The following is a 22,780-nucleotide window of genomic DNA, read 5'->3' as shown; positions in this document are numbered from 1 at the left end:
CCCTTTCTGATGGCCTTTCAGGTTGTCAGATTGCCGAAAGCGCCTTGTCCAAATCGTTGATGATGTCGTTAACGTCTTCGATGCCGACGCAAAGCCGGATCGAGCCACCGAATATGCCGGCGGCTTCACGCGTTTCCCGTGGGACGGTGGTGTGAGTAGTTGAAACAGGATGCGTCACCAGCGTGCGGGCATCCCCTACATTCGAAACGTGGTACATCAAGTCGACGTTTTGGATGAACTTGCGACCGGCTTGTTCATTCTCCACCTCAAACATGACCATCGCCCCGTATCCGTACCCGTTATCGAGTGTCTCATCGACGATTTCCCGATCGGCTCCTTGAAAGAGGCCTGGGTAGAAGACGCGGTGCACTTTTGGATGTTTTTGAAGGAAGTCGGCCACGATCTCGGCGTTCGCGCAGTGCTGCCTCATGCGCAGATGCAGTGTTTCGAGCCCTTGAATGAGTTGAAAGCTTGCAAAGGGAGCGATGGCCGCGCCGGTGTCCCGCAACCAAGTCATTCGAGCCTTTAAGAGAAACTCGCTCTGTCCAAGATCGTCGATGTCCCGCAGCGCGTCGCGCCAGATAATGCCACCGTGGGCATCGTCGGGATTCTTAAACAATGGAAAGCGGGAGCTTCCTCGGTAATTGAACTCGCCGTTATCAACGACTAGTCCGCCTAGCGTTGTGCCATGGCCGCAAATGTATTTGGTCGCGGAGTACGTCGTGATCGCAACGCCGAGAGCTGACGGCCGGCACACCAGTGGGGTCGTCGTATTGTCCACGACCAAGGGGATGCCGTGCTTTCTGCCAATCTCTGCCAGCCGCTTAACAGGAAGCGGAACCAGGCAGGGATTCGAGATCACCTCTCCGAAGAGACAAATCGTGCGATCATCAATGGCAGATTCGAAACTCTGGGGCTTTCGAGGGTCTGCCGTCCTAACGCCAATACCAAGGCGTCTTAACGTGTTGTGCAGTAGGTTCCAGGTATTGCCATATAAGTACGGGGAGGCGACGACATTGTCCCCCACCTCGCCGCTCGACAAGTTTACAATCGCAAGGAACGTCGCTGCCTGACCCGATGCAACAGCGAGCGAATCCCTTCCCATATCGACCGCGGCATACCTTCTTTCCAGCGCGCGGGTGGTGGGATTGATAATTCGGGTATAGGTGAAACCATCGGCTTTTACGTTGTAGACGTTAGCAATATGGTTTAGATCGCCGTCGAGTTCATAGGCCGTATTCTGGTAAATCGGCACTGCCACAGCTTTGGTTGTGGGGTCGCTACGGTATCCCGCGTGCAGAACAGCGGTTTCGGTAGAAAATGGGCGGCGCGAGGTGGTAGCGAGTGGAGGCGATATCTCTGCACGACTCCCGCAAGTCTCTTGGGGTGACACCCGCCCGGCAAAGAGATTGCCACCGGATCGGAAAAACGTGCGAAGGGCGCACCCCAACTGCTCGATCCAACTGGATTGGATTTCCCCGATACAGCCAATCCGAAAACTCTGGGTGGGAAGATGTAGCTTCGAGTAGACGTAAAGGTTATGGGCTGCCAAGTAGCTATATAGCCCATCGAACGCGGCTTGATCCGAAATCCCAGTTGGCGCAGTGAACGCGACGCAGATTGGCGACTGCAAGTGTGCCGAGAGAAGGGGGGTCACCACGCCTTCGAGTTCTTTGATGATGTCGTCCCTTATCTTCTCATACCTGCGGCGCCTGCCATCAATGCCTTCGTCGTCCAGAATCTCCAACGCCTTTGTGGTAGCCTGAACAATATGCGTGGGAGGGGTAGACCGCCATTCACCTGTGCGTTCGAGCGAAAGCCATTGATCCCTAACGTCGAGCACAAAGGATCTTGGTGCTTGAACCGCATTCTCAAGCAGCTCGCGAGAAGCAATGACAAAAGCTACTCCCGGGGGACCCTCTATGCACTTGTTGCTAGACGTAACCAGGACGTCTGGTCCGCCATGGCTTAGGTCGATTTGGATGGCGCCGAAAGAACTCATCCCGTCAACGATGGTCTTTACGTCGCGTCGTCTCGCACCCTCTACGATCGCATCGAGCGGATTGACAATCCCGGTCGTGGTCTCGCAATGAACAAAACATACGTGCGTGATAGCTTGATCTTGGCTCAGACACTCGGCAACTTCCTGAGGGTCCAAAGGCTCGGTGGCTCGCTTGACAAGCGTCACCGCGTGAATGCCCCACAACCGCAGAATTTTGAGAATACGCTCGCTATAGATGCCGTTTATGCAAACGAGCGGCTTGTCGGCCTGGGAGACGAATGAAGAGAGAGCGGCTTCCATTCCAAAAGAGCCACCTCCCTGAATAGGGACCGCCGAATAGCCTTCTGCATTTCCCGACAGATTGAGCACCAGCCGCCTCATACGGGCAGTCAGTTCCTTGAACTCAAAATCACGAGATGCAAGGTCAAACTGCATCTGGGCCTTAACCGCCGACGACAGCGACATTGGACCAGGCGTCAGCAGAGAGCGCTGCTGCTTTGTCACACTATCCTCCACTATAATTGGATCCATCAGCGGCTCTGGAGCATTGCTGCACGGCCGGCTGCTGGTTCGTGCCGAGGCGCTGCATGGTAGCTGGCGGGTTTGAGGCGCGTCGTGACACCGTACTGCGTATCGACCATCTCACATCGCAAACGGGGCAGGTCAGGCAATCTACTTACGTTGGCCGACGCCCTTCAGTCGGATATTGAGGGTCTCCTTCAGACGATCGCGTGTAGACGCTGACCCAGGTGCAGGGAAGTTCAGACGGCCGCCGATGACGGGACTGGCGTACCGTGAGCCTAAGAGTTGAGACATTCGCAATCCTTGTTACTCGTTGGAAAGCGTTGGCGTGGCTGGAGACCCGTCGCCGCCTACTTCGAGAACGTACAACTTGACGCTGGGTGCGATTCAAGTCCCTTCGCGAGCTCGTCGCGTGAATATTTCCAAACGCCAAGCTCCAGGAAGCATCTATGAGACAAGCACGCGTCATCCATAATTAGTCCGAAGAAGGCCCAGACGCAGAATATTGGTTAGTGGATGCGTGTTTTCGGATATGCCGGATACCGATTTCGGTAATTCGCGGACAGCGATCTTTTTTTGTTGATGAAGTCAGGTCAGCGGCCGGAGGCCAGAGATCCGCCGCTATCGATCTAGCTGCGCTGCGGCCGCGATGTCGCCGACGCTGCTCATCTAATGCGATCTGCACAATCGAATGTGCATGTTCTCAACAATCTACGTTCTATACACGGGTGTCGAGCGGCTGCCGATGGGGCCAGCGGGTCTCAACTCCAAATTCGGCGACGACGCCGGACAGCCACGAGCGGTCATTCGGGCCTAGCGGGGTTTGAAAACCGCTGCCAACTGTGCATGCATCCAGCTCGGAAGTGAACTGTACGATCTACGGTCCTCGCCCGTATGTATGCCGGGATCTCTACTCTCGTCATATCGCGCAGTTGTCGCACAATGAGCGGCAAAACGTGGCAAAGCATGGGTTCGTCTCATCGTCCATTCTAGATGGCCGCAGCGATAACCAGCAGCGCGCCGCCACCGATCACGAGGAGTCCAGTCAGAAATGACGAGGGCCGCCCTAAAAAATTGGATTTGATCATCTGTCATTGTCGGCGGCCTTCGTCCCAAGCCATTTGCGCCAGCAGGTTTGTCTCGCCCGATGCACTGCCTCGCTCTGCTGTGCACCAGCATGCCTTCCGCAAGCCCGCTTTCGTCGTAGCTGGGGACGAGCCTCACGCGATGGAATAGCGATGGCGCGATCGCAAGTGCGCGCCCTGCGGGCAAACTGTCGGCGAGTTTTCGCCAATACAGATTGATGCGGATGATCCCGTCGAGTAGGCATCCTTCGTTAGCGCAAGGCCGTCGGGCATTCCCGTCGGTTTAGCTGGCCTCGCCATCTTTGGTAAGGGCGTCTCGCCGTCGTCCCGGTCGTCCGGGTACCGAGCAAGCCAAGGTCTTTGTCGAGCAGGATCACGAAGGCCCCACAAAGGAGATCGCAGCCGGGCTGCACGAGCGCTTCAGCCATCGGTGAGAGGTAGCGGAAGGTTTGCGGCACTTTCTCGATTACCAGACATTGTGAGCGTTGTCGCGGCGTACAGGGTCGTGTCCAAGCCCAAGATAATTCCTGCAAATGACGGTCGCGCGGTGCATCGACCCGCGTATTGACGTGGTCTCCTCGATCTCTTGGTGCGCATATTCGAGCAAGCCACGCGACACCATGGTCTTGGCCGACGCCGCCGACGATCATCAAAACAGGCTTTGCCATAGGCAACGGGATGTTTTCTTGCAACGGCGTGTCTAGATGAAGACCGAAAAAAAGCCCGACGCCCTTTGCGGAAGGGGAAACAAGGTGGCGTCGGGCCGCAACCTGGAGGTTGCGGGCATCGGCACGGGTGACGGTCCGTGTCCATGCCCAAGATGATCTTTGCAAATGGCGTGCCGCTCGAAAGCCTGCTGATGATGTGCGTCTAGTCGGCCCGCGGCACGGCCGCGCGATATACTAGGATTGAGAATAGTGTCGCAATTCTCACATTGCCGAGTGAGACCTTGTCGGCCATCAAACAATCTGCGCCATGATGAACCGGTTGCCTCGCTGTTTGCGAGCCGCGTCCGTGCAAGCCTCGATTGCCTTCGCCGCACCAGCCGTCGGCCACCGCGCCCCCTCAGGACTCTTTCGCGATTGAGCCCTAAACGCGCAATTGTAAGATTTCCGCGGCGGGTCCTAGCTGATCCGCCATTAGCGTCCGCTCTTCGCGCTAAAAAGCAGCGCAACCCCGCACCGGGCCTTGTAGGGGGCGAGGAGGCCCAGGCCGCGTAAAAAGGTCGGCCACCGCGAGTCTTGATAGAATGGAATTGCTATGCGGCCAGAGCTTACGCTGGGTCATCAGAGCGTCCGGCGCGAACGACGCGATTTAGATCAAGGCCCCTGAGCGGATGTCGTTATGTATCAATAGTGTAGATGCATCCCATCAAAACAATCGATTTTATCAATCCTACGAAATGCCGCATAGGAAAAACGCATGGTCTGGTGCAAATGGCGCACGCACGACGTCAGTTCCGTCGTGGATGGCGATCAATCGGTGGTGAAGCGTTGACGGACATCCTCTTTTCCGTGGGGTTCATCTCACAATCTTTGACGACCATCCTAAGGTTACGTAAAGGGAAAACTGACGCCGTTGTCGACCTTGTTGCATGCGAGCGTTGGGCCGAATTCCCTAGATCTTGTTTTCGATAGAACAGAAGGAAGCGAAACCAGATCTCGTTTGGAACGGATATCCGCCTTCCCGCGGCTAGAGTTAACGGCGAATGCCCTCGCCGTAAATGAACCGTCGGCACCCTCCCTCTGCCGACGGAAGCTGGGCGATGTGTAGCAGCGTCGCTCCTCCGAGACTGACTTTCGCCCGGCCGCCGAAAGGGGGCCGGGCTTTTTTTACTATGGCGAGTATGAGCGCCAGCTTGGAGATTTTGCATTTGATCTCACTCACACCCACGAATTCAGGGGCAGCCGTTAATACCCCCAAGGACCACGTCCCCAACTAGCATGGGCTTCTGGAAGGTTGGAAATGCTGCCAAGCAGATCGAAGCCGAGCACGCTGTGTATCAGCAGCAAGTGCAGCGCAACGAGCGTGACCACGGCCTCCGTCCATAAGACTTTTGATCGCGCCTGCCACCAGGCGAGCGGCGTACCGACAATCAATAAGATCACGGTCGTGAGGCTAACGAGCTCGACCGTCAGTCCAGCCGATTGCCACATCTCAGCCGAGAGGGAGTCCATGCGGTTCAGCTCTGGCCCGAGTACGTAACCGTGGCGCCCGACGATCGCTCGAACCTCCGGGCATTTCAGAAAATTGACGAAGGCCCACGCCGCCTCCTTTTCGACTCCGCTCTTCAACGCCCCGGCGTCTTGCCGGATCGGATCATAGAGCTCCGGCGGCATCAGCCAGCGCGCACTAGTCTCATTCCCGGCCAATTGAGACAGCTCATAAGGCGCGCAGCGATTGGATTACAGATCGACAATCATGCGACGGGCGCTGTCTTGAGCATTTCCATAGGATCAATCGGGCAAGCCTCATTGTGACTCCTGACTCGGTGACCAGTGCGGCGCCGTTTGACTGCAGCGGTTTCATCTCAACAATCGGCGTTGCGCACGCGAAAAGTGTTGTGGCCGTGCTTGAAGAGCGAAAAACGACGTTTTTACCGCAGCGGCGGAATGGTTGTGCTGATTGGTCGGATGGACATCGACGGAACGCAGATTTCGCCGCTAGTCTAAAGCGAACCGATTGATATAGCGCAAGGACACAGGAGAGCGCAGCGGTTAGGGTGGTGGTGATATAAGCATGGGGCAGGAACCGTTGCAGACCTCAATCGTCAAAAAGTATTGCGATGCCCGCCTGCCTTGGTACACCATCTATCCAACTGTTCCGGAGTTCTCCGCGGCGGTCGGCGCCAAGGATTGTGAGAAATGGCTGGGGGGCCTGCCGGCTGACGACTCCGTGTCGCTCTATCTCCACATTCCGTTCTGTCGGTCGATCTGCTGGTATTGCGGCTTCCCTACGACCATCACTCGCCGGGATGCGCCGATCCTCAATTATGTGTCGGTGCTGCGTGAGGAGATCCGTTTGGTCGCGGAGCAAGCACCGCAAGCGCTGCCCGTGAGCGACGTGCACTTCGGCGGCGGAACGCCGACCCTCATCGAGCCGGCGGAGTTCTTGGCCCTGATGGAACTCCTGCGCCGCCGCTTCGCGTTCAGGAAAACGGCTACGATCGCCGTCGAGATCGACCCGCGCGCGTTCACGGTCGAGATGGCCGAAGCCTTAGAAGCAGCCGGCGTGAACCGCGCGAGCCTCGGCGTGCAGAGCTTCGATCCCATTGTTCAAAAGGCGATCAACCGGGTCCAGAGTGAGGCGCAGACGGCCGCCGCCGTCGAAAATCTGCGCCAGCACGGAATAAGCCGCATCAACTTCGATCTCATCTTCGGTCTCCCCAATCAGACGGTGCAGTCCTGCGTCGAGAGCGCAACGACGGCGGTGGCCATGCGCCCGGACCGGTTTGCGGTTTTCGGCTACGCGCATGTTCCTTCGTATATGAAACGTCAGCGCCTGATCGATGAGGCAGCGCTGCCGGACAAACGCTGCCCGCGCCGAACAGGCCGCGGCCGTGGCCGATACGCTGGTCGCCGCCGGCTACCGCCAAATCGGGCTCGACCATTTCGCCTTGCCGGACGACGAACTCGCGCTGGCGCAGAGAGCCGGTCGCCTGCGGCGTAACTCGTTGGGTTACTCGGCCGACACCTGCAAAACCCTGATCGGCTTCGGCACGTCGGCTATCGGCCGTCTCGGCGACGGTTACGTCCAGAACGAAGTTGCTACAGCCGGCACATCAGAGCTGGCCGTCTGGCGACGTCAAAAGGCTACCGTCTCACCGATGAAGACCGCGTCCGAGCCGCAATCATCGAGCGGCTGATGTGCGATTTGGAGGCCGACGTGCCGGCAATCTGTGCCGCCCACGGATTTTATGAGATCCATGTTCTCCATTCAGCTGAACGCTTGGCGATGCTCGCCGAGGACGGAATAGTGGACATCGAAAAGGGCTTCATCCGCGTGAGGCCGGAGCACCGCTTTGTGATTCGCGCTATTGCTGCCGCATTCGACGCTTATCTCGACCGCTCACCCTATTAGCAAAATAGGCAGCGTGAGCGTCAAAAAGCATCACCGCTCGTCGCTAACAGGACGGCGCCTCGATCATGTAGAAATGGTTCTGTGGAATCTGACCCAGACTGCCGCCGGCTGCGGCAATGATGGCGACGATCTCGGCGAGCGTCACGTTGGAGACCCCGGCGTCGCCGTAAGCGTTGGGCATCTTAATCGCCCACAGGCCGCTTTGAAAAACGATCAACCTTGTCGAACGGCAGGTGGCGGGCTGGATTAGCCTGTAGCACTCTCGGACGTCATCAAGGCTCGTCCGTCTTCGGTCCTAAGTTCGCTGGCGCGCCCCCGACGGAAACTGGCCCTTGTGGTTTAGACGGTGCTGGATTCCGCAACGAGTCGATTCGTAAAGTTAGCGCTGCGATTTGATCCGAGATTCGTGTTAAATCGGCCAGCTGGGCAGTGACGCTGCGGTTGATTTCCGCGATCTCATCGATAGCCTTCTGTTGTCCCGACTTAATCTCCGACAGGACTACCCTGTCCTGAGGTGACAAGCCTAGCATTGGGGTGACTTCACAGGCCGCCGACGTCTCGGCAAATTGTCCGACGTTTGTCCAAAAATAGGCAGCGCACAGGCCAACGAGGACAACTACGAGCACTAAAACCCACGAAACGCGTCTTGACGACCTGCGCAAGACCGGCGGCAAGTCTGAAACGGCCGCTTGATCCATCAATCTCCATCATCCCTCGGTCGACGCCCCGGTCCGCATTGGCTTTTCTCGTTCACGCGACACCACACGATGCTCAAGAGCTGCAGCGAGCCGCGACCGTCGATAATATCGTTATCCGCAACGTTGCCCCATCGTTTGGTCAGCAGCTCGTATGAGCGGCGCGATGTGACGCTTTTTGCGCATGGCCGGCTCCTACATCATAGCGCCACCGCGAAGCAATAGTTCTCGTCTTCATCGGCCATGGCGCAGCATTTTCCCACCATTCAGAAGAATCCTGCGAATAATCTTCCATTTGCCGGCGGCCGAATGCGAGCCAGTCGCTATTTCCCGGATTGACTTTTAGGCTCGTATCGAGCCCGGCATCGCCAGTTGCCGTGGCCAGCAAGTCCATCCCTTCACGAGACGCGCCACTTTGAGCTCGACGAGCTGTCGGCGGGGTCCACTCTTCACGCGCCGGAATAGTCGGCTAGTACCCAAATACTCTTCTGCAATCATGTCCTGGCCTCCGCAGTCGAAAGCGGAGCACAAGGCCAACTATGTCGAGCCAATTACACGCCGCTCACGGTGAATATCAGAGAAAACAAGCCCGTCCGGCTCAGTTCGGCGATCGGCATAAGCCTGCAAGATCAATGGATGTTGATCCTCTCGCCTATGTCACCGACGTCCAGAGGAGGATCGTTAATGGTCACCCGAACCGCGAACTCGACTAACTTCTTCCCTGGGCCTATCCGGGCAACCCTCAAAGCCGTCGCCTGAGAACGACGCTTACGATGAAGATCAACAACGTCGCGGTCTAACTGCGTTTCCGCCGAGAGATAGGCGCGTAAAAAGCTGAGCGGCTGCAGCGCTCACGAGTGACCGACGCCCGATTTCCACCGGACGATGCCAGCATCGGCAGAGTGCGTCTAGATGCCGGAACGGTTTCGACCCGAGCGGCGTAATAGCCACGATCCCTGTATCAACAGGCAACGCGTTGCGACCCAGAACTACTAACCTTAGCAGTTGGTGGAGATGCCGCACACATGGCAATCGGTGGCCAATGAACGTCGCGCGGGTACACACGCTGAGGAGCTCGGGGATGCAAGATAGATTTGGCCGCGCCAACTTACTTGATGGATGCAATGCGTTGCCTGCAGCTATCAAATCTCGTCCAACCGCGATCTCTCCCTTCTTACGGAAGCCCATGATGCGCTTTCGGGCGCGATCGCCGAGCGCGCAGGCTTCAAAGGTTTCTGGGCTTCGGGCCTGTCAGTTGCCTCGTCTCTCGGCTACCGCGATGCCAACGAAGCTCCATGGAACCAACGCGTCGTTGCTGGCGTGCGAGCCTGCCCCGATTTCTGGCGACTGCTATCTTATCGAAGGAGACGTCTTCTTCGACCAGGATGCTCCATGGCCGAAATCCTCATCCTTATGGAAGAGGCGGGTCGTTGGCACTGTATTGGTGGCGAGGACAGCGAGGCTCCGCCGACCCGTCGCCCATGTCTTGCCGAGCGAATGTGCCGAACAAAGCCGGTCGCTCTCGACGCCGAGGCAGCGCAGCAGAACTGCGTTGGAACTGTCGATTTAGCTTGGCGGCGTTGTGGCGTGCTCGACACGTGCGTTGTCGACCATGCCATGTCGTGCCAGCCGGTGACGAGGCTCGGGAAGGTTCAGCGGGTCTCGCTGGGATAGACGGGCCGATTGCTGTCAAGCGTCACCCCGGCCGCCTTCAGACGCCAAAAAGTTGCGGGTCAGCTCTGGGCCAATCAGGCCAGAGCGCAATCCATTCAAGTCTAGCAATACGGACGCGGAGTTCACTATGCATGGTTGCTTTGTCGTGGCGACATCGATTCGGATAAACTCGGCTGCGGCACCCGTTTTCAGCTTTCGATCAACTACGAAACAAAGAGAACTTGCTATCGCACTCTCCCTAGCAGCGAGTCTCGTCGGCAGTTCGGCGCTGGCACAAACTGCCAACGTGCCTAAGCCAAGAAGCGACATTCCGGATGAGGTTGCTAAAAGAAGAATTCAAAGGGAGTCCGATCCGGCCACGAAACTCCGAAGCTGCCGGCTCAAACGAGCAACGCTTCTCGTCGGTAACTCGGCGCTAGCACAAACTGCCGGTACGCCTACCGCAAAGTGCGACAGTGCGGCTGAAGTTGCTAAGAACAGAACTCAAAAGGATATCGACCCATTCGCAAAATTCGAGAACCTCCGCGAAAAAGGTATGTGGCTCAATATACCTGGTCCTGCCGATACGATAGATCAGGATAAAGGCGGCGTTAGGTCCGCGTTGGCAAACGTCGGGATCGGCTACGTTGGCGGGACAGTAAACAGCCTCGTAGACAATCAACTGCCAAATGCAGCCAGAGCCACCACCGCCAATCAGCTATATATGGGCCAGAATCCGACATTTAGTACCATAAATTTTCATGATTGTGACCTACGATCTCAGCCGCTTTGGAATTCCAGATGGTCAGATCATCGTGGGAGCCGAGCAGCAATACTGGACATGGAAACCCGGGGGGCCAGATAGACTGGGAATCAACATAATTGCCTACTACCAAACGTTTCTCGACAGGAAACTCGAACTCAAAATGGGTTATCTCAGAAATCAAAATGAGTTCGCAGGCACAGTGGTAGGAGGGAGCGCAGGAGCAAGCGTTTTGGGGCCCTCGTCGAATATCCTATATCAAGCAGGCATGAGCAACAATGCCGCGCCCACGCCAGCTCTCAACGTGAAGTACAATTTTGATGATCGCGTATACAACAAGGCCTCAATCCAGCGTTCACTCAGTCCAGACGGTCAATATGCGCAGATAACCGAAAATCCCACCGGCCTAAACTGGAGCACGGCCAACGCGGGCATTCTTTTGCTTGATGAAACTGGCTACAAGAACAAAGCTGCTCCGGGCCTACCCGAGACTTGGTTGCGGGCCGGCGCCGGTTTCAACAACAGCAGCTACACGAACTTCCACTATCCGAAGCAACCGAGAGCCAACGCGAACAGCGTGTACTACGTCGCTGCGGACAGGCAACTTTGGCAGTCTGATGTCCAGGGCTCGGCATATCGTGGTATCTATGGTGGGTTCTCTGTAATGTACGCTCCGCCTTACCTAAATAGAGTCAATCAATATTACGAGGCTCGTCTCTATGCGAAGGGACTGTTTGACAGCCGGCCCAGTGATCAGATTGCTATTGTTGCCACTAACACCGTCTGGAGCAATTTTGCAGTGGATGCTGCCTTGGCTAAAGGGAATCTCGTGCATCGCGACAGCACAGCGATCTCGGGAACCTATACCGCGCATCTGGCACCCGGGATATATGCAAGCGTAGGACTGGCATACATCAACAACCCGACGAGCATTACACACACGCGCCAAACGGGACATGCTCTGAACTTGTTGGTGTCCACGTCGATATTCTTCTAAGTCCTCAAGGCTAGGCGTGAACTTATAAACCGGGCACTGCGGATCAAGATGCTTTTGGTCTGCTGCACTCCTGACGCGAAGGCGAATAGTGCCTATGGTCCGAGTGGGCCACTGCACTGAAAGTGCCATACGATATCGAGTTGATGGCGCGGACGTCCAATAGAGCATGCTGATGGAGCTACCTAATGGCTGGTAGGTATCTGCACGGACGAGTGGGGGAGAGCGATATCATACTGGGCAACCGCTAACGCTCCAGCTGAGGAGCAGTCCCCAACGCTGCATGATGTCACTTCGTCGCCAAGTCGAGGCCATGCTTGACCTGATGAACCCGGCCACCGTCCCAATGGGGTTGAGGCAGTGCAGCGCGCCGAGAAGTATTTCGCACTCCTCGACGTGCCAATGGCCGGGATCCTAGTCTTTGACACCTTCGCCAAGCTGATTGCCGCGGGCGGCGGTGACGAGAACAGCGCCAAGGACCAGGGCAGGGTCTTTGCGAATATCCACCGGATCAAGGACGAACTGGGCGGCCCCCATGTCGCTCTGATCGGCCACACCGGCAAGGATGAGAGCAAGGGCGCCAGAGGATCAAATGCGATCTATGGCGACGTTGACATGATGGTGGAGATTGCCGGCAACGAGGTAAAGACCGCCACAGTCACCAAGGCGAATGACGCGCCGGAAGGCCAGCTGTTCTCATTCAAATCTGAGGTGTTTGAGTTTGGGCATGACGAGGACGGCGACCCGATCACCGTCAACGTCGTGACCGAGGCAGAGGGTGGGCAATCTGCCCAGCCTGCCGAGCCGAGGCTTTCCACAAATCAACGGGTCATGCTCCGTCTACTCCACGAGGCAGGAGCCTCCGGGCTGAGCACCGAGGAGTGGGGCGAAAAGGCTAGAGAGGTTGGCATCACCAGCAAGCAGCGCGCGTACGAACTTCGAATGGCCCTCAAGGACAGTAAGCGATCATTTCCCACCACCTTGTTGTAGGCGGGCTTGGCCTGCAATATGCGTTCCGTCATAAAGAGAGCGGATCGCAACGTGATTACGGATATTGTTGACGCGTTACAGGCTTGGCGCCTGCGCCGTCGTTGGAGCGACGATGTCAAGGCGCAGATCGTGGCGGAATCCTACGCGCCGGGCGCGGTAGTTTCGGAGGTCGCGCGTCGGCACGAGATCTCGCCGCAGCAACTTTCGGCCTGGCGCAAGGCGGCCCGCGACGGTTTGTTGAAGCTGCCGGACGGCGCCGAGCCGGTGGCGACAAGACCCTCCGGAACGGCCGCGATCCAGGATCCGAGCTCGTCAAGCGGCGAGCTGTGCCGCGTGCCCTTTGGCCCACGCCCAAGGCATGAGTTCATCCAGGCGGGAGGTCGGCCAGAGATTGACAAGCTTGGTGAGAACGTCGGTCAGGTAGGCCTGGGGCTCGACACCGCAGAGCTTGCAGGTCTCGATCAGCGAAGCGATGCAGGCCCAGTTCTCCGCGCCCTGATCATGCCCCGCGAACAACGCATTCTTGCGATTGAGGACAAGAGGGCGGATGCTTCGCTCGACTATATTCGAGTCGAGCTCGATGCGGCCGTCGTCGAGGAACCGCGTGAGCCCGTCCCAGTGGTTCAAGGCGTAGCGGATATGCTCAGCGATCGTCGCCTTGCCCGAGACGCGGGTGAGTTCATGCTCGAACCAGGCCTTGAGCGCCAGCACGAGGGGCTTGCTGCGTTCGTGGCGGACGGCATAGCGTTCATCGGCGCTGCGACCCCTGATCGTCTTCTCGATGGCATAGAGAGCAGCGATACGCGCGAGCGCCTCGCTGGCGATCGGGGCAGAACCGGCCTGGACAACGTCGAAGAACCGCCGCCGCAGGTGCGCCCAGCAGAAAGCCAGCGTGATCGCCGCGTCAGGCGCGGTTTCGGCAATGGTCTTGTAGACGCTATAGCCGTCGCATTGCACGATGCCGCGATAGCCGTCGAGCAGCTTGAGCGCATGGACGGCGCCACGACCGGGCGCATAGGTGTAGGCGACTGCCGGCGGGTCAGTCCCGCCCCATGGCCGATCGTCGCGCGCGATCGCCCAGAAGAAGCCCTTCTTGGTGCGGCCGCGGCCAGGATCCAGCACCGGCGCCGTGGTCTCGTCGACCGCGATCTTGCCCGCGGTCAAGATGATCTCGCGCAGCCGCAGCCACAGCGGATGAAGCTCCGCGGCCGCATAGCCCACCCAGAACGCAAGCACCGCGCGTTTGATGTCGATGCCCTGCGCCAGCAGCATCTGAGCCTGCCGATAGAGCGGCAGATGCCAGGCATATTTGGCGACCACCACATGGGCGACCATCGCCTCGGTCGGCAGACCGCCCTTGATCAGCCGCTCCGGTGCTGGTGCCTGAACCACGCCATCCGTGCAGGCCCGGCAGGCATATTTGGGACGATGGGTGACGATCACGCGGAACTGCGCCGGAACGACGTCGAGCCGCTTGGACGTTTCCTCGCCGATCACATGCATCGGCGCGCGGCAGCACGGGCAGTTAGTATCTTCCGGGGCAATCGTGACATCGATGTGCGGCAGATGGGCCGGAAGCGCGCCGCGACTGGCGCGACGCTTGTTGGCGCGCCTGCGAGCGCCCGCAGGATCCTTCTTGTCCTCGACCGCCTCGTCGCCGGCCACGGCCTGCTCGATATCCTCGAGCGCCAGCTGCAATTGCTCAGGATCGAGCTTCTCCGAGCTGCGGCCGAACTGCGCGCGTTGCAGCTGGCGCAAGAGGTGCCGCAGACGATCCATCTGCGACAGCGCGTCGTCGCGCTCTGCGATCGCAGCGTCGCACTTTGCGATCGCGCTGTCGCGCTCCGCGCGCGCCGCCGCGACCAGCGCTTGCAGCGCATCGATATCGGTCGGAAGCTGATCTGCGGTCTCGCTCACGCCCCCACTCAACCTGATTCGTGGGCCGTTGTGGAATACCGCCGCCGACCTGATTCAATCCGTCGCAGGGCTCACGACGTTGCGGTCGGCGGCGCAACGTCGCGGGCATGCAGACGCGACCAATCCAGGCCGTCCATCAGCGCGGCGAGCTGCGAGGCGGAGAGCCGCATCACGCCATCGCTGATCGGCGGCCACCGGAACGCGTTATGCTCGAGCCGCTTCCACAGCAGCACAAGTCCGGACCCGTCCCAGGCCAAAATCTTCAAACGGTCCGCTCGCTTCGAGCGGAAGACAAAAATCGTTCCCGCGAATGGATCATGGCGGAGTTGCTCGCGCACCAGCGCGGCGAGACCGTCGGCACCTTTGCGGAAGTCAACCGGCTTCGTCGCGACCATGACCTTCACGCCCGCCGACGCCGCGATCACGTTGCCGCCCTCACGGCCCGCAACACATCGCGCAGCCATGCCGGGTTAACCCCGGCCGCCGCGTGAACCACCGCACCGCCAATCTCGATGGTGATCGTTGTCGAGCTCCGCGTTGCCGCTTCCGCGACCGTCACAGCGGGGCGCTGCTCCGTCACAACCGGAACGAACAGTGGCGCCTCGTCGGCCGGCAGGCTCAGCATGCCGGCGCGTGCCGCCTTGCGCCAAACGAACAGGTGTTGCGGCGACATACCGTGCCGTCGCGCCACCTCGGACACGACCGCGCCCGGCGCATACGACTCCGCCACGATCCGCCCCTTGATCTCGTCGCTCCACCGCCGGCGATGTCCCCCACCCACGTGGATCTCCACCCGACCCCGCGGCTCCGAAGCGTCAACTATATGCTCAACCATATATGCGAACCGACCTGTATGTGTGGGCTCGCATCTTGCCGATCAGCTCGAACTCCACAAGGTGGGGTCAGAGCGCCGCTTACCAAGGACAAGGGACTAGCTAGGGAATACGCCGGCAAATGGTTCGTTGGTCACGGGTAAGGTAACGAACGGTCGGGGTCTATACAGACCCCCGAACCGTTACGTTACTTCCGTTACCAGGTAACGCGTGACCCAATCCGTTACCGTGACGTGACCAAGCGTTACCTCAATGGGATGGAATTGGTTGAGGCTACATAGCCTCCCTGCTGGCGGCTTTTTCTGGAGGGCCAAAACTGGGGATTTGCAACCTCTGGGGCGCCACGAGTGGTTCGTCATATTGACGAGCCTTTTTGGCCTGATGCAGCCCACATAAGGCGGAAACAGAACGATTACGAACGACAGTGAACCCAGCAATTGCAATGACTTAGGTGGTTGCGCGTGCTATATGTTGAATATGGGTTGAATAGCGCGGCCTGAGGGGCGGCTTTAGGATGGGACGAGATGGACACGGGAAGCGGCGACGAAGGATAGCAGAAGCCAGGCAAGCGTGTTCGCCTGCTGACATTGGCGGACTTGGACGGTCGCACTCGGGCAGCGCAGCACGTGCGGGATGTCCGTGCCGAAGTCATGAACGACCTCGGGGGCGAGCATCAGCTATCCACCCTGGAGCGCATTGCCGTCGACAACGTCGCCATGCTGGACGCCATGACGAAGGACGCCGCGGCTCGCTGGCTCAATGGTGAGCAGGTTGACCGTAGCCGCTCCGAGCTGTATTTGGATTTGCTTCCCCAGATCATGAGCAGGCAGGTGCAGTTGCTCGATAACGATCGCCTGATAACGCAACTCGTCTCGCTTGAGCGGAGAACGAGCCGCGGCGGCAGAGACATCGTGGACCATCCACCGGGCGGTCATGACGACATCGCCAATGCTGCGGCGGGCGCGATTCTCTCGATGGGTTTCATGGATAGGCACATGGCCAAGCCGGCGGAGGTAGAAGCCTGGCCAGCGAACCGACCGATGATGTCGCAGCAAGCAATCGATTATATGCGGCGCGTCGAAGCCAATGAGCCGGTGAGCAGTTCGAAAATCCGCATCTGACTGAAGATAATCTTGACATTTTGTGCGGAACGGTACATTAATCGCACTGCTGCTTCGGCATGATGCGCATCACCTGATTCTAGAGCAGGTCGCTGAAGCAACAGGCGCGCCCTCAGAAGGCATTCCACAGCGGCTCATACCTGCTGACGTTTCAACAGTTCGGGCCGGAAGTACGCCCGGCTGTTGAAAACATAGACCTCGCTCAAACCGAGCCGATCATTTCCCGATTATCAATCATGGCGGCCGGCTCAACACCGGCTGCCGCCACTGAGGCGACCATGAACGACGTTATAGCGTTAGTCCCGATGACGGAGGTTGCGGCCGCGCTCAAATGCGATCCGCGGACGGTTAACTCCGCCTGTGAGCGGTTTGAAATACCGATCACCCGGTTGGGGCCCAAGACGCACGGCCTCACGCCCGGCGACTTTGCCAAGCTCAGCAGCCGCCACGGCGCCGTTTTGTGTACTGCTGGTTGCGCCGAGATCGGCAAAACGATCGGCAAAGAGAGGGGGATGCACCGTAGCAGCGATGCATCCCCTTCCGTCGCCACTCCCCCTGCCGAAACTCAGTGTGCCGTCGGTGTAGCCAGTATGTGCCGGGACAACTTCACCGGATCGATGCCGCATTTCTCGAACAGAGCCGTAATCGCCTCGATCGGCTTTTCGGCCATCGCCCGTTGCGTGTGGATGTACTGCTCGAATACCTCGGGCAGCGTACGATCGTCCCCAATCTCTTTCCAAGCCTCGGTCACGGCCATGCAGTCGGCCAACATGGCGTCCTCGTGCTGAAGGGGCTTAAGCAGGTCGGCAACCTTCGCCCGCGCGGCCCCAATCGCCTCCTGGTCGGCACTGGCTAGCTCCAAGCCCTGGAGCACGAGTTGGGCCTCGACCACGGCGTAGAAACCGTCCTTGACGTACTTCTCCCGGCCGAACACCTTATCGGCGGCTACGGCGTGACCCCTACGAATGTTGTCCATTGCCCTGATGGTCTCGATTCTCACCGGCTTCGGCGTCGCCTTCCAGTCACCAGGGGTGACCCCAAGGATCTCTGGAACGGCTTCGGCGATCGCGAGGTGATGTTGGTGCCGCGCCTCTCTTTCAGCTTTTGACACGATTAGAGCCTCCCTGCTGCGCGCACAAGCGAGCCGCGGATTGACGATGACGATGCTGGCTGGGCAAATTGGCCGCTGCCACGGGCGCCCGCAATGGATTTACTCGCACGCGGATGCTGCTGCATCGAAGGCAGTGGCGTGCCCTCCGTCACCAGGCGATAGGCGGCATCCAAATCGGCCCCGGCATCGGAGGTTCGAGGCATTGTCTCCAACACGGTCGACGGCGTGAGCGATGTTATCGTGCGCGAGCCCAGGGTGCGATGTCTTGGAGAGCTCGACGACGTGGCGCTCGAGCTGCTGATGGACGTGATCCTGCTGAGGCTGTTGCTGCTGTTGCGCCGTGACGTCGAGCGCGCCGACGCTGGCCGCCAACCTGATCGCGGCATCATGCGGGTTTTCACGCAGTTGCCTGTCCCACGCCTCGGCTCGCCTGAGCAATTCCGGAAACTCTGCGCCAAATTCCCGGATATATTCCTCCATGCTGGCCATGTCGTCAGCGTCGGAGGCGGCGCGCTTGAGGAAACCACCGATCGATTTCCCATCGTTGGCTTTGCCAGCCTTCTGAGTGACGGGCGTCATCTTCATGTACATGGCCGCAAGCTGCTGCCATGCATTTGGATCGGCGCGGAGAGCCGTATGCTAGTCCTTGAACATCTTCAGGGTATCGGCCAGCTTTCGGTCGGGGTAGCGAGCAGCCAACTCTGATCGGATCTTGCGATGTTCGGGTGACGATAGCTCTTTGCACAGCGCTTCCTGGTCGACCTTGCTGCCGACAACCCTGAGCGCTTTCTCGAGACTGGCGCGCTGGTTATTGGATGCCTCCGCCGGGCTCTCCGCCTTGGGCTTGGGCTTCGGTTCTAACTTCTTGAGCTCGGCCAGGATTTCACGGCGGCTCTTATCGGTATCGGCGTCGCCGGTCTTGTCCTTCAGGTAGCCGGCAAGCTCGCGCCGCTCCTGCGCCGTGAAGTCCTTAAATTCGCTCACATCGCGGCTAAGCACCTTCTGCAACATCCGACCGCGATGCTTGTCAGGCATTGCCTTCTCGGCCTTGAGCAGGGAATCCTTGATGCTGGACGGCTTCTTACCCTTCTCCGGCTACTTATCGCCCGGCAGGCCGGCAAGCTGATCACCGATTTGGATCGGTGAGGGTTCGCCGAGTGCGGCCTCGGCCCTCTCCAACGATGCGCGCACGCTGTTGTCAGGGGCGCTATATTCCGTTGTAACATCAGACATTGGATGGCTTCTCCTTGAGCACCGCCTCAATGGCGGCGAGGAAATCTGGGGGAATCCGCAACCCATTGGGCGCTGCGCATTCGTGCAGGATCAATCGCAATTGCTCGCGCAGGGCGGGACCAAGGCCGGCCATGTATTCAAGCAAGCGGTCTTCAGCCTCGCTCACGGTGTCGTCGGGCTCTCGGAGCTTAGAATCCGGCTTGGGAATTTTAAGCCCGTGTTTGGCGCGGCTCATGACTGCGACGTCGCTTTACGATGACCCGGAGTGGGAGAAGGCAATGGCGGGGGTTTAATGGTTAGGTAAGGCTTTGCGGAACCCATTGAAAAAACGCGAGAATTCGCTCGCGCAGGTCCGATTTTAGCATGTCAAGGATATTCTTGATGCTGCTAGCATATTGATATAGCTTGAGAATATGAGGACGAAGGTCAACAGAGAGCGTGTTAACGACACCGCGAAGTTGATGATGCATCGGCTTATTGCGCGGCAGATGTCGCGCGACCCTTCGCTAGTCGGGCGTGTGCGCCAATCCCTTGCGCGAAATGCGGGCCGGTTCTCTGGCTACTCGTTTATAGATGATTGGGATCGTTTGCTCAATCTTCCCCAAACTGACCTGCGGCGACGTCTCACCAAGCGCGGCGATGAGATGACTCGCCTTAGGCTTTCCTCGCCGTTTGTAACGACAGACGGGATAAATTTTGAGGATGTACCCCTTCGCCGTCGCATTTGGCGATCAGCGGAGAGGGTGGCGGCGCGATCTTTGGACCGCGTCGCGGCCTAACCTGTAATGGCCGATTATTCGCTCGACCGGACTCTCGAAGACCTTATCGAGACAGTAAAAGTCATCGCCAGATATTTTGACGCTGATGAGGTATTCATCATTGGCAGCCAAAGTATCCTTCTTTCGTGGCCCGACGCTCCGGTGATGATGCGGACTTCTTCTGAGATCGACGCTTACGCTGGCAACGCGAAATTGTGGGAAATTACCCAAAAACAACTTGATCCAGACGACGACCCCGAGGCTTCTGAGGAAATCGCTGCTCTGTATGGCGAGGGTTCTGCTTTTCACAAGCAGCATGGGTTTTATATTGACGGTGTAGACGAGCATACTGCGACGCTTCCTCGTCAATGGCAGCTGCGTCTGGAAGGATTGAAGATCGAGAGTGTCGCCAAGCGGCTGAAAACATCGATGCCCACGGTGTCGACCTGGTCTGGGCGCTTCGAGACACATGGCCTCGACGGTCTCACTGACAAGGTCGGTCGCGGGCGCAAGCCGTCGATTCCACAGAAGAAGATCGAGCGTGTTGTCGCCGAGGTCACCCGCCCGCCGAAGAACCGCAAGCGCTGGAGCGTGCGCAGCATGGGCGCCACACCGGTATATCGCACAGCACCGTGCAGCGTATTTGGTCGAAGAACGGATTGAAGCCGCATGTCGTGAAGACGTTCAAGCTCTCGAACGATCCGAAATTCGAGGAAAAGTTCTGGGACGTGATCGGGCTCGATCTCGATCCACCGGCCAAGGCGCTGGTGTTATGCTGCGACGAGAAGAGCCAATGCCAGGCTCTGGAGCGCACTCAACTCGGCCTGCCGCTTGCCGAAACGCCCTCGAACGATGACGCACGACTACACCCGGCATGGCACGATCACATTGTTTGCCGCACTCGATGCAATGAAAGGCAAGTTGATCGCGCGCACCGAGGAGCACCACACTCATGTCGAATGGCTGAGATTCCTAAAGCAGATCGACCGCGAAACGCCCAAGGAACTCGACATCCATCTGATCCAGGACAACTACGCCACTCACAAGCACCCGAAGGTTAAGGCGTGGCTCGACCGCCATCCACGCTTCAAGTCCCACTTCACGCCGACATCGTCGTCGTGGATGAACCTCGTCGAACGCTTCTTTGCTGATTTGACCGCGGACGTGATCCGCTCCGGGAGCTTCGCCTCGATCGGCGAACTCGTCCGCGACATCGAAGCCTATCTTTCCGATCGCAACGCCGCCCCAAAGCCCTACATTGGAAAGCCGAAGGCGCCGCAATCCTCGAAAAAATCAACCGCGCCCGCGCCGCCCTCGATAAAGTCGAGGCAACATGAATTATTTCAGGGCATTTGAGAGTCAGAACACTAGCACCTCATACTCAAACGCCACGCCTTCCGGGTCATGCTCCTGGAACCGCGCCTCTGCCGCGTCCTGGGTGGCGAAGACTTTGAGGTGATCCTTGTCGCCAACCTGCTTGCTTGTGTCGACATAGACGAAAACGGTCATTGGTCCCTCTTGAGCTTTCTCTTGCCCCAGCGAGGATCTTTGCGCGCTGGATTGAACTGGCGGACCTCGCCGCGGTTCAAGGCTCGCATGATGCCGATGCGCGCGAACATCGTCGGGCCGTTGAGGTCTGCCACCAAGATGAGGGCTTCGATCGCGGCTTGCCGCTCGGGGAGGGCGGCTTCCTCCTTTGGTAGGCTAGTGATGTAGTTCGCCGCGTCGCGGAGAACGACAAGGCGCCGACCACCCGGCAACGCGATCGGCTGATCGAACTTGCGGCTCCAACCTGTCTTGCGCTCTGCCATTGCTCCCCGGAACGTCCAAGCGGAGGCGAGAGGGCGGCGCAAGGCCGTGACTTCCTGTTCACATGTGTGAATTGCAATACAAGATACAGGCGCGAATCGCTCTACACTTGAGTGGCGTCCTCAGACGCGCCTCCCTAACCTCGAGCCCGTCGCCAATGGCGGGCTTCCTTCAATAGGGCGCCCAGATCACTGGTGCTCCTGCCGGTGCACACCTGTGCTCACCAGTGGGGTCTCCGCATTCTTACTGACACGAATTTCATTCCCGGGTCACAGGATTTAGCGTTTAATCGCTGCATCCAATTACGTGATCATATTTTTCGAATTGCCCGGCAGACGCACCTGCCGGGTTTTTCGTTCTTGTCCGGTCCCTCTAATCCAGGCCTCTGGCGGAGGGCTGGATTGTCAAACGGTAAGCGACCGTGCTGTCGCCGTTGAAAGTCTCCAGCGGGGTATCGCAAACCGGGCAGCGATACTCGCCTGGCGCGCCTTTTGCGGATGATAGCTCGATCCTCCGGAAGCCCGCCGTACAGTTAGGGCAGGTCACATCGCATCGGATCACCTTTCGTACCTGCCGTCGCTTTAGCCTACGTAGGGGCGGCCGAACTATGATCGGAGAGTTACGGGCGTATTAGCGCGCCGACACGGTCGTGCCAATAAGAAACAGCCCGGCCTGGGAAGGGTCCGAGCTGCAGTAGAGCAGTGCACACACGCGTTGCGGAAAGTGTGCATGCGCCCCTACAACCTCGCCACGAAAGGTCTGTTCCAGCCGGTGTCTTGGTTGATTTTGGAAGTGTCCTAATTTGTTTCTAGGAACGAATTCTGCCTTGGCCACCTTTGTTGTTTGGTCACCTCGTTGGAATGCCCTGCCATGTGCGAGAAGTGCGCTGAGCTTGACGAGAAGATCGCACGGTATAATACCAACGGCCTTGAGGATTGACTCAGATTTGGGATTCCCAAATCAGTGAGTTTCTGACTCGATGGTTGCTTCTTAGGGAGGAGCGACATCGATGGGGGCGGCGGTAGGGATCACCCGGGTTGATTTGACGGCTTCTGAGCTTCGCAAGGCGGCGCAAAGGGAGAAAGACAGCAGCGCGGCGCGGCGGATGTTGGCGCTTGCGCTTGTTCTGGCCGGCACGGATCGCAGAACGGCGGCAGAGAGTTGCGGAATGGATCGCCAGACCCTGCGGGACTGGGTGCACCGTTACAATGCGG

Annotated in this window: 17 protein-coding genes and 6 pseudogenes; 10 read left to right on the top strand and 13 right to left on the bottom strand. The window is 58.6% G+C overall.

Annotation, left to right across the window (positions count from 1 at the left end; all coding sequences use genetic code 11):
• Positions 1 to 25: 25 nt before the first annotated feature.
• Positions 26 to 2,467: a 2-aminoethylphosphonate--pyruvate transaminase gene (locus tag J6497_RS36230; protein WP_249793903.1), complete on the bottom strand. Its 2,442-nt coding sequence runs from the start codon at positions 2,465 to 2,467 to the stop codon at positions 26 to 28.
• 3,052 nt (positions 2,468 to 5,519) lie between these two features.
• Positions 5,520 to 5,981 (bottom strand): substrate-binding domain-containing protein, encoded by a 462-nt coding sequence (locus J6497_RS36225; RefSeq protein WP_225708988.1) that lies wholly within the window; start codon positions 5,979 to 5,981, stop codon positions 5,520 to 5,522.
• A 382-nt stretch (positions 5,982 to 6,363) separates the two neighbouring features.
• Between J6497_RS36225 and hemN the strand changes: the two are divergent.
• A pseudogene (gene hemN, locus J6497_RS36220) lies at positions 6,364 to 7,689 on the top strand (oxygen-independent coproporphyrinogen III oxidase).
• Between the two features lie 55 nt (positions 7,690 to 7,744).
• On the opposite strand, the pseudogene J6497_RS36215 reads toward hemN, so the two are convergent.
• Positions 7,745 to 7,913 (bottom strand): annotated as a pseudogene (locus J6497_RS36215) (SfnB family sulfur acquisition oxidoreductase); the annotation flags it as partial.
• A 613-nt stretch (positions 7,914 to 8,526) separates the two neighbouring features.
• Positions 8,527 to 8,778, bottom strand: a complete 252-nt coding sequence (locus J6497_RS36210) for a hypothetical protein (protein WP_225708987.1) — start codon at positions 8,776 to 8,778, stop codon at positions 8,527 to 8,529.
• 725 nt (positions 8,779 to 9,503) lie between these two features.
• Between J6497_RS36210 and J6497_RS36205 the strand changes: the two are divergent.
• The 4 genes and pseudogenes from J6497_RS36205 to J6497_RS36190 all read left to right on the top strand — a co-directional run.
• A pseudogene (locus J6497_RS36205) lies at positions 9,504 to 9,695 on the top strand (isocitrate lyase/phosphoenolpyruvate mutase family protein); the annotation flags it as partial.
• Between the two features lie 1,103 nt (positions 9,696 to 10,798).
• Positions 10,799 to 11,797, top strand: a complete 999-nt coding sequence (locus tag J6497_RS36200) for a carbohydrate porin (protein ID WP_225708986.1) — start codon at positions 10,799 to 10,801, stop codon at positions 11,795 to 11,797.
• A 357-nt stretch (positions 11,798 to 12,154) separates the two neighbouring features.
• Positions 12,155 to 12,784 carry an AAA family ATPase gene (locus J6497_RS36195; RefSeq protein WP_225708985.1) on the top strand — a complete coding sequence of 210 codons (630 nt, stop codon included), beginning with the start codon at positions 12,155 to 12,157 and terminating at the stop codon, positions 12,782 to 12,784.
• Positions 12,785 to 12,802: 18 nt separating this feature from the next.
• Positions 12,803 to 12,988, top strand: a pseudogene (locus tag J6497_RS36190) (transposase); the annotation flags it as partial.
• A gap of 108 nt (positions 12,989 to 13,096) precedes the next feature.
• Here J6497_RS36190 and tnpC read toward each other — a convergent pair.
• The 3 genes from tnpC to tnpA all read right to left on the bottom strand — a co-directional run bounded on the left by tnpC (position 13,097) and on the right by tnpA (position 15,482).
• Positions 13,097 to 14,701, bottom strand: a complete 1,605-nt coding sequence (gene tnpC, locus J6497_RS36185) for an IS66 family transposase (RefSeq protein WP_225708984.1) — start codon at positions 14,699 to 14,701, stop codon at positions 13,097 to 13,099.
• A 71-nt stretch (positions 14,702 to 14,772) separates the two neighbouring features.
• The gene (gene tnpB, locus J6497_RS36180; RefSeq protein WP_225708983.1) at positions 14,773 to 15,165 is read right to left on the bottom strand and encodes an IS66 family insertion sequence element accessory protein TnpB; all 393 of its coding nucleotides are present in this window, start codon (positions 15,163 to 15,165) and stop codon (positions 14,773 to 14,775) included.
• Entirely contained in the window at positions 15,123 to 15,482 is a 360-nt protein-coding gene (tnpA, locus tag J6497_RS36175; protein WP_376708328.1) for an IS66-like element accessory protein TnpA, read from the bottom strand. The genes tnpB and tnpA overlap by 43 nt, the downstream gene beginning before the upstream one ends.
• A gap of 702 nt (positions 15,483 to 16,184) precedes the next feature.
• Here tnpA and J6497_RS36170 point away from each other — a divergent pair.
• Positions 16,185 to 16,655, top strand: a complete 471-nt coding sequence (locus J6497_RS36170) for a hypothetical protein (protein WP_225708982.1) — start codon at positions 16,185 to 16,187, stop codon at positions 16,653 to 16,655.
• Positions 16,656 to 17,220: 565 nt separating this feature from the next.
• Here J6497_RS36170 and J6497_RS36165 read toward each other — a convergent pair.
• Positions 17,221 to 17,766, bottom strand: a complete 546-nt coding sequence (locus J6497_RS36165; protein WP_225708981.1) for a hypothetical protein — start codon at positions 17,764 to 17,766, stop codon at positions 17,221 to 17,223.
• A gap of 282 nt (positions 17,767 to 18,048) precedes the next feature.
• On the opposite strand from J6497_RS36165, the gene J6497_RS36160 reads away from it, so the two are divergent.
• Entirely contained in the window at positions 18,049 to 18,471 is a 423-nt protein-coding gene (locus J6497_RS36160; RefSeq protein ID WP_225708980.1) for a hypothetical protein, read from the top strand.
• On the opposite strand, the gene J6497_RS36155 is transcribed toward J6497_RS36160, so the two are convergent.
• The 3 genes from J6497_RS36155 to J6497_RS36145 form a co-directional block, all read right to left on the bottom strand.
• On the bottom strand, positions 18,406 to 18,777 hold the full coding sequence (locus J6497_RS36155) for a hypothetical protein (RefSeq protein ID WP_225708979.1): 372 nt from the start codon (positions 18,775 to 18,777) through the stop codon (positions 18,406 to 18,408). The two genes, J6497_RS36160 and J6497_RS36155, sit on opposite strands and share 66 nt — an antisense overlap.
• An 84-nt stretch (positions 18,778 to 18,861) precedes the next feature.
• Positions 18,862 to 18,999, bottom strand: coding sequence for a hypothetical protein (locus J6497_RS36150; protein ID WP_225708978.1), 138 nt, complete (start codon positions 18,997 to 18,999; stop codon positions 18,862 to 18,864).
• Positions 18,992 to 19,234: a hypothetical protein gene (locus J6497_RS36145; RefSeq protein WP_225708977.1), complete on the bottom strand. Its 243-nt coding sequence runs from the start codon at positions 19,232 to 19,234 to the stop codon at positions 18,992 to 18,994. Before J6497_RS36145 ends, J6497_RS36150 begins: the two co-directional genes overlap by 8 nt.
• Positions 19,235 to 19,784: 550 nt before the next feature.
• Between J6497_RS36145 and J6497_RS41745 the strand changes: the two are divergent.
• Positions 19,785 to 20,102, top strand: a pseudogene (locus J6497_RS41745) (DUF6036 family nucleotidyltransferase); the annotation flags it as partial.
• Between the two features lie 30 nt (positions 20,103 to 20,132).
• Positions 20,133 to 21,094: pseudogene (locus J6497_RS36140) on the top strand (IS630 family transposase); the annotation flags it as partial.
• Positions 21,095 to 21,116: 22 nt separating this feature from the next.
• Here J6497_RS36140 and J6497_RS36135 read toward each other — a convergent pair.
• Together J6497_RS36135 and J6497_RS36130 are read right to left on the bottom strand one after the other, a co-directional pair.
• Positions 21,117 to 21,266, bottom strand: a complete 150-nt coding sequence (locus tag J6497_RS36135) for a hypothetical protein (RefSeq protein ID WP_225708976.1) — start codon at positions 21,264 to 21,266, stop codon at positions 21,117 to 21,119.
• On the bottom strand, positions 21,263 to 21,568 hold the full coding sequence (locus J6497_RS36130) for a hypothetical protein (protein ID WP_225708975.1): 306 nt from the start codon (positions 21,566 to 21,568) through the stop codon (positions 21,263 to 21,265). The genes J6497_RS36135 and J6497_RS36130 overlap by 4 nt, the downstream gene beginning before the upstream one ends.
• 1,007 nt (positions 21,569 to 22,575) lie before the next feature.
• Here J6497_RS36130 and J6497_RS36125 point away from each other — a divergent pair.
• Positions 22,576 to 22,780: helix-turn-helix domain-containing protein (locus tag J6497_RS36125; protein WP_225708974.1), on the top strand; the 205-nt coding region annotated here is incomplete at its 3' end.

Source organism: Bradyrhizobium cenepequi, from assembly GCF_020329485.1.
GTDB lineage: Bacteria > Pseudomonadota > Alphaproteobacteria > Rhizobiales > Xanthobacteraceae > Bradyrhizobium > Bradyrhizobium cenepequi.
This window is presented reverse-complemented; position numbering and strand designations above follow the sequence as displayed.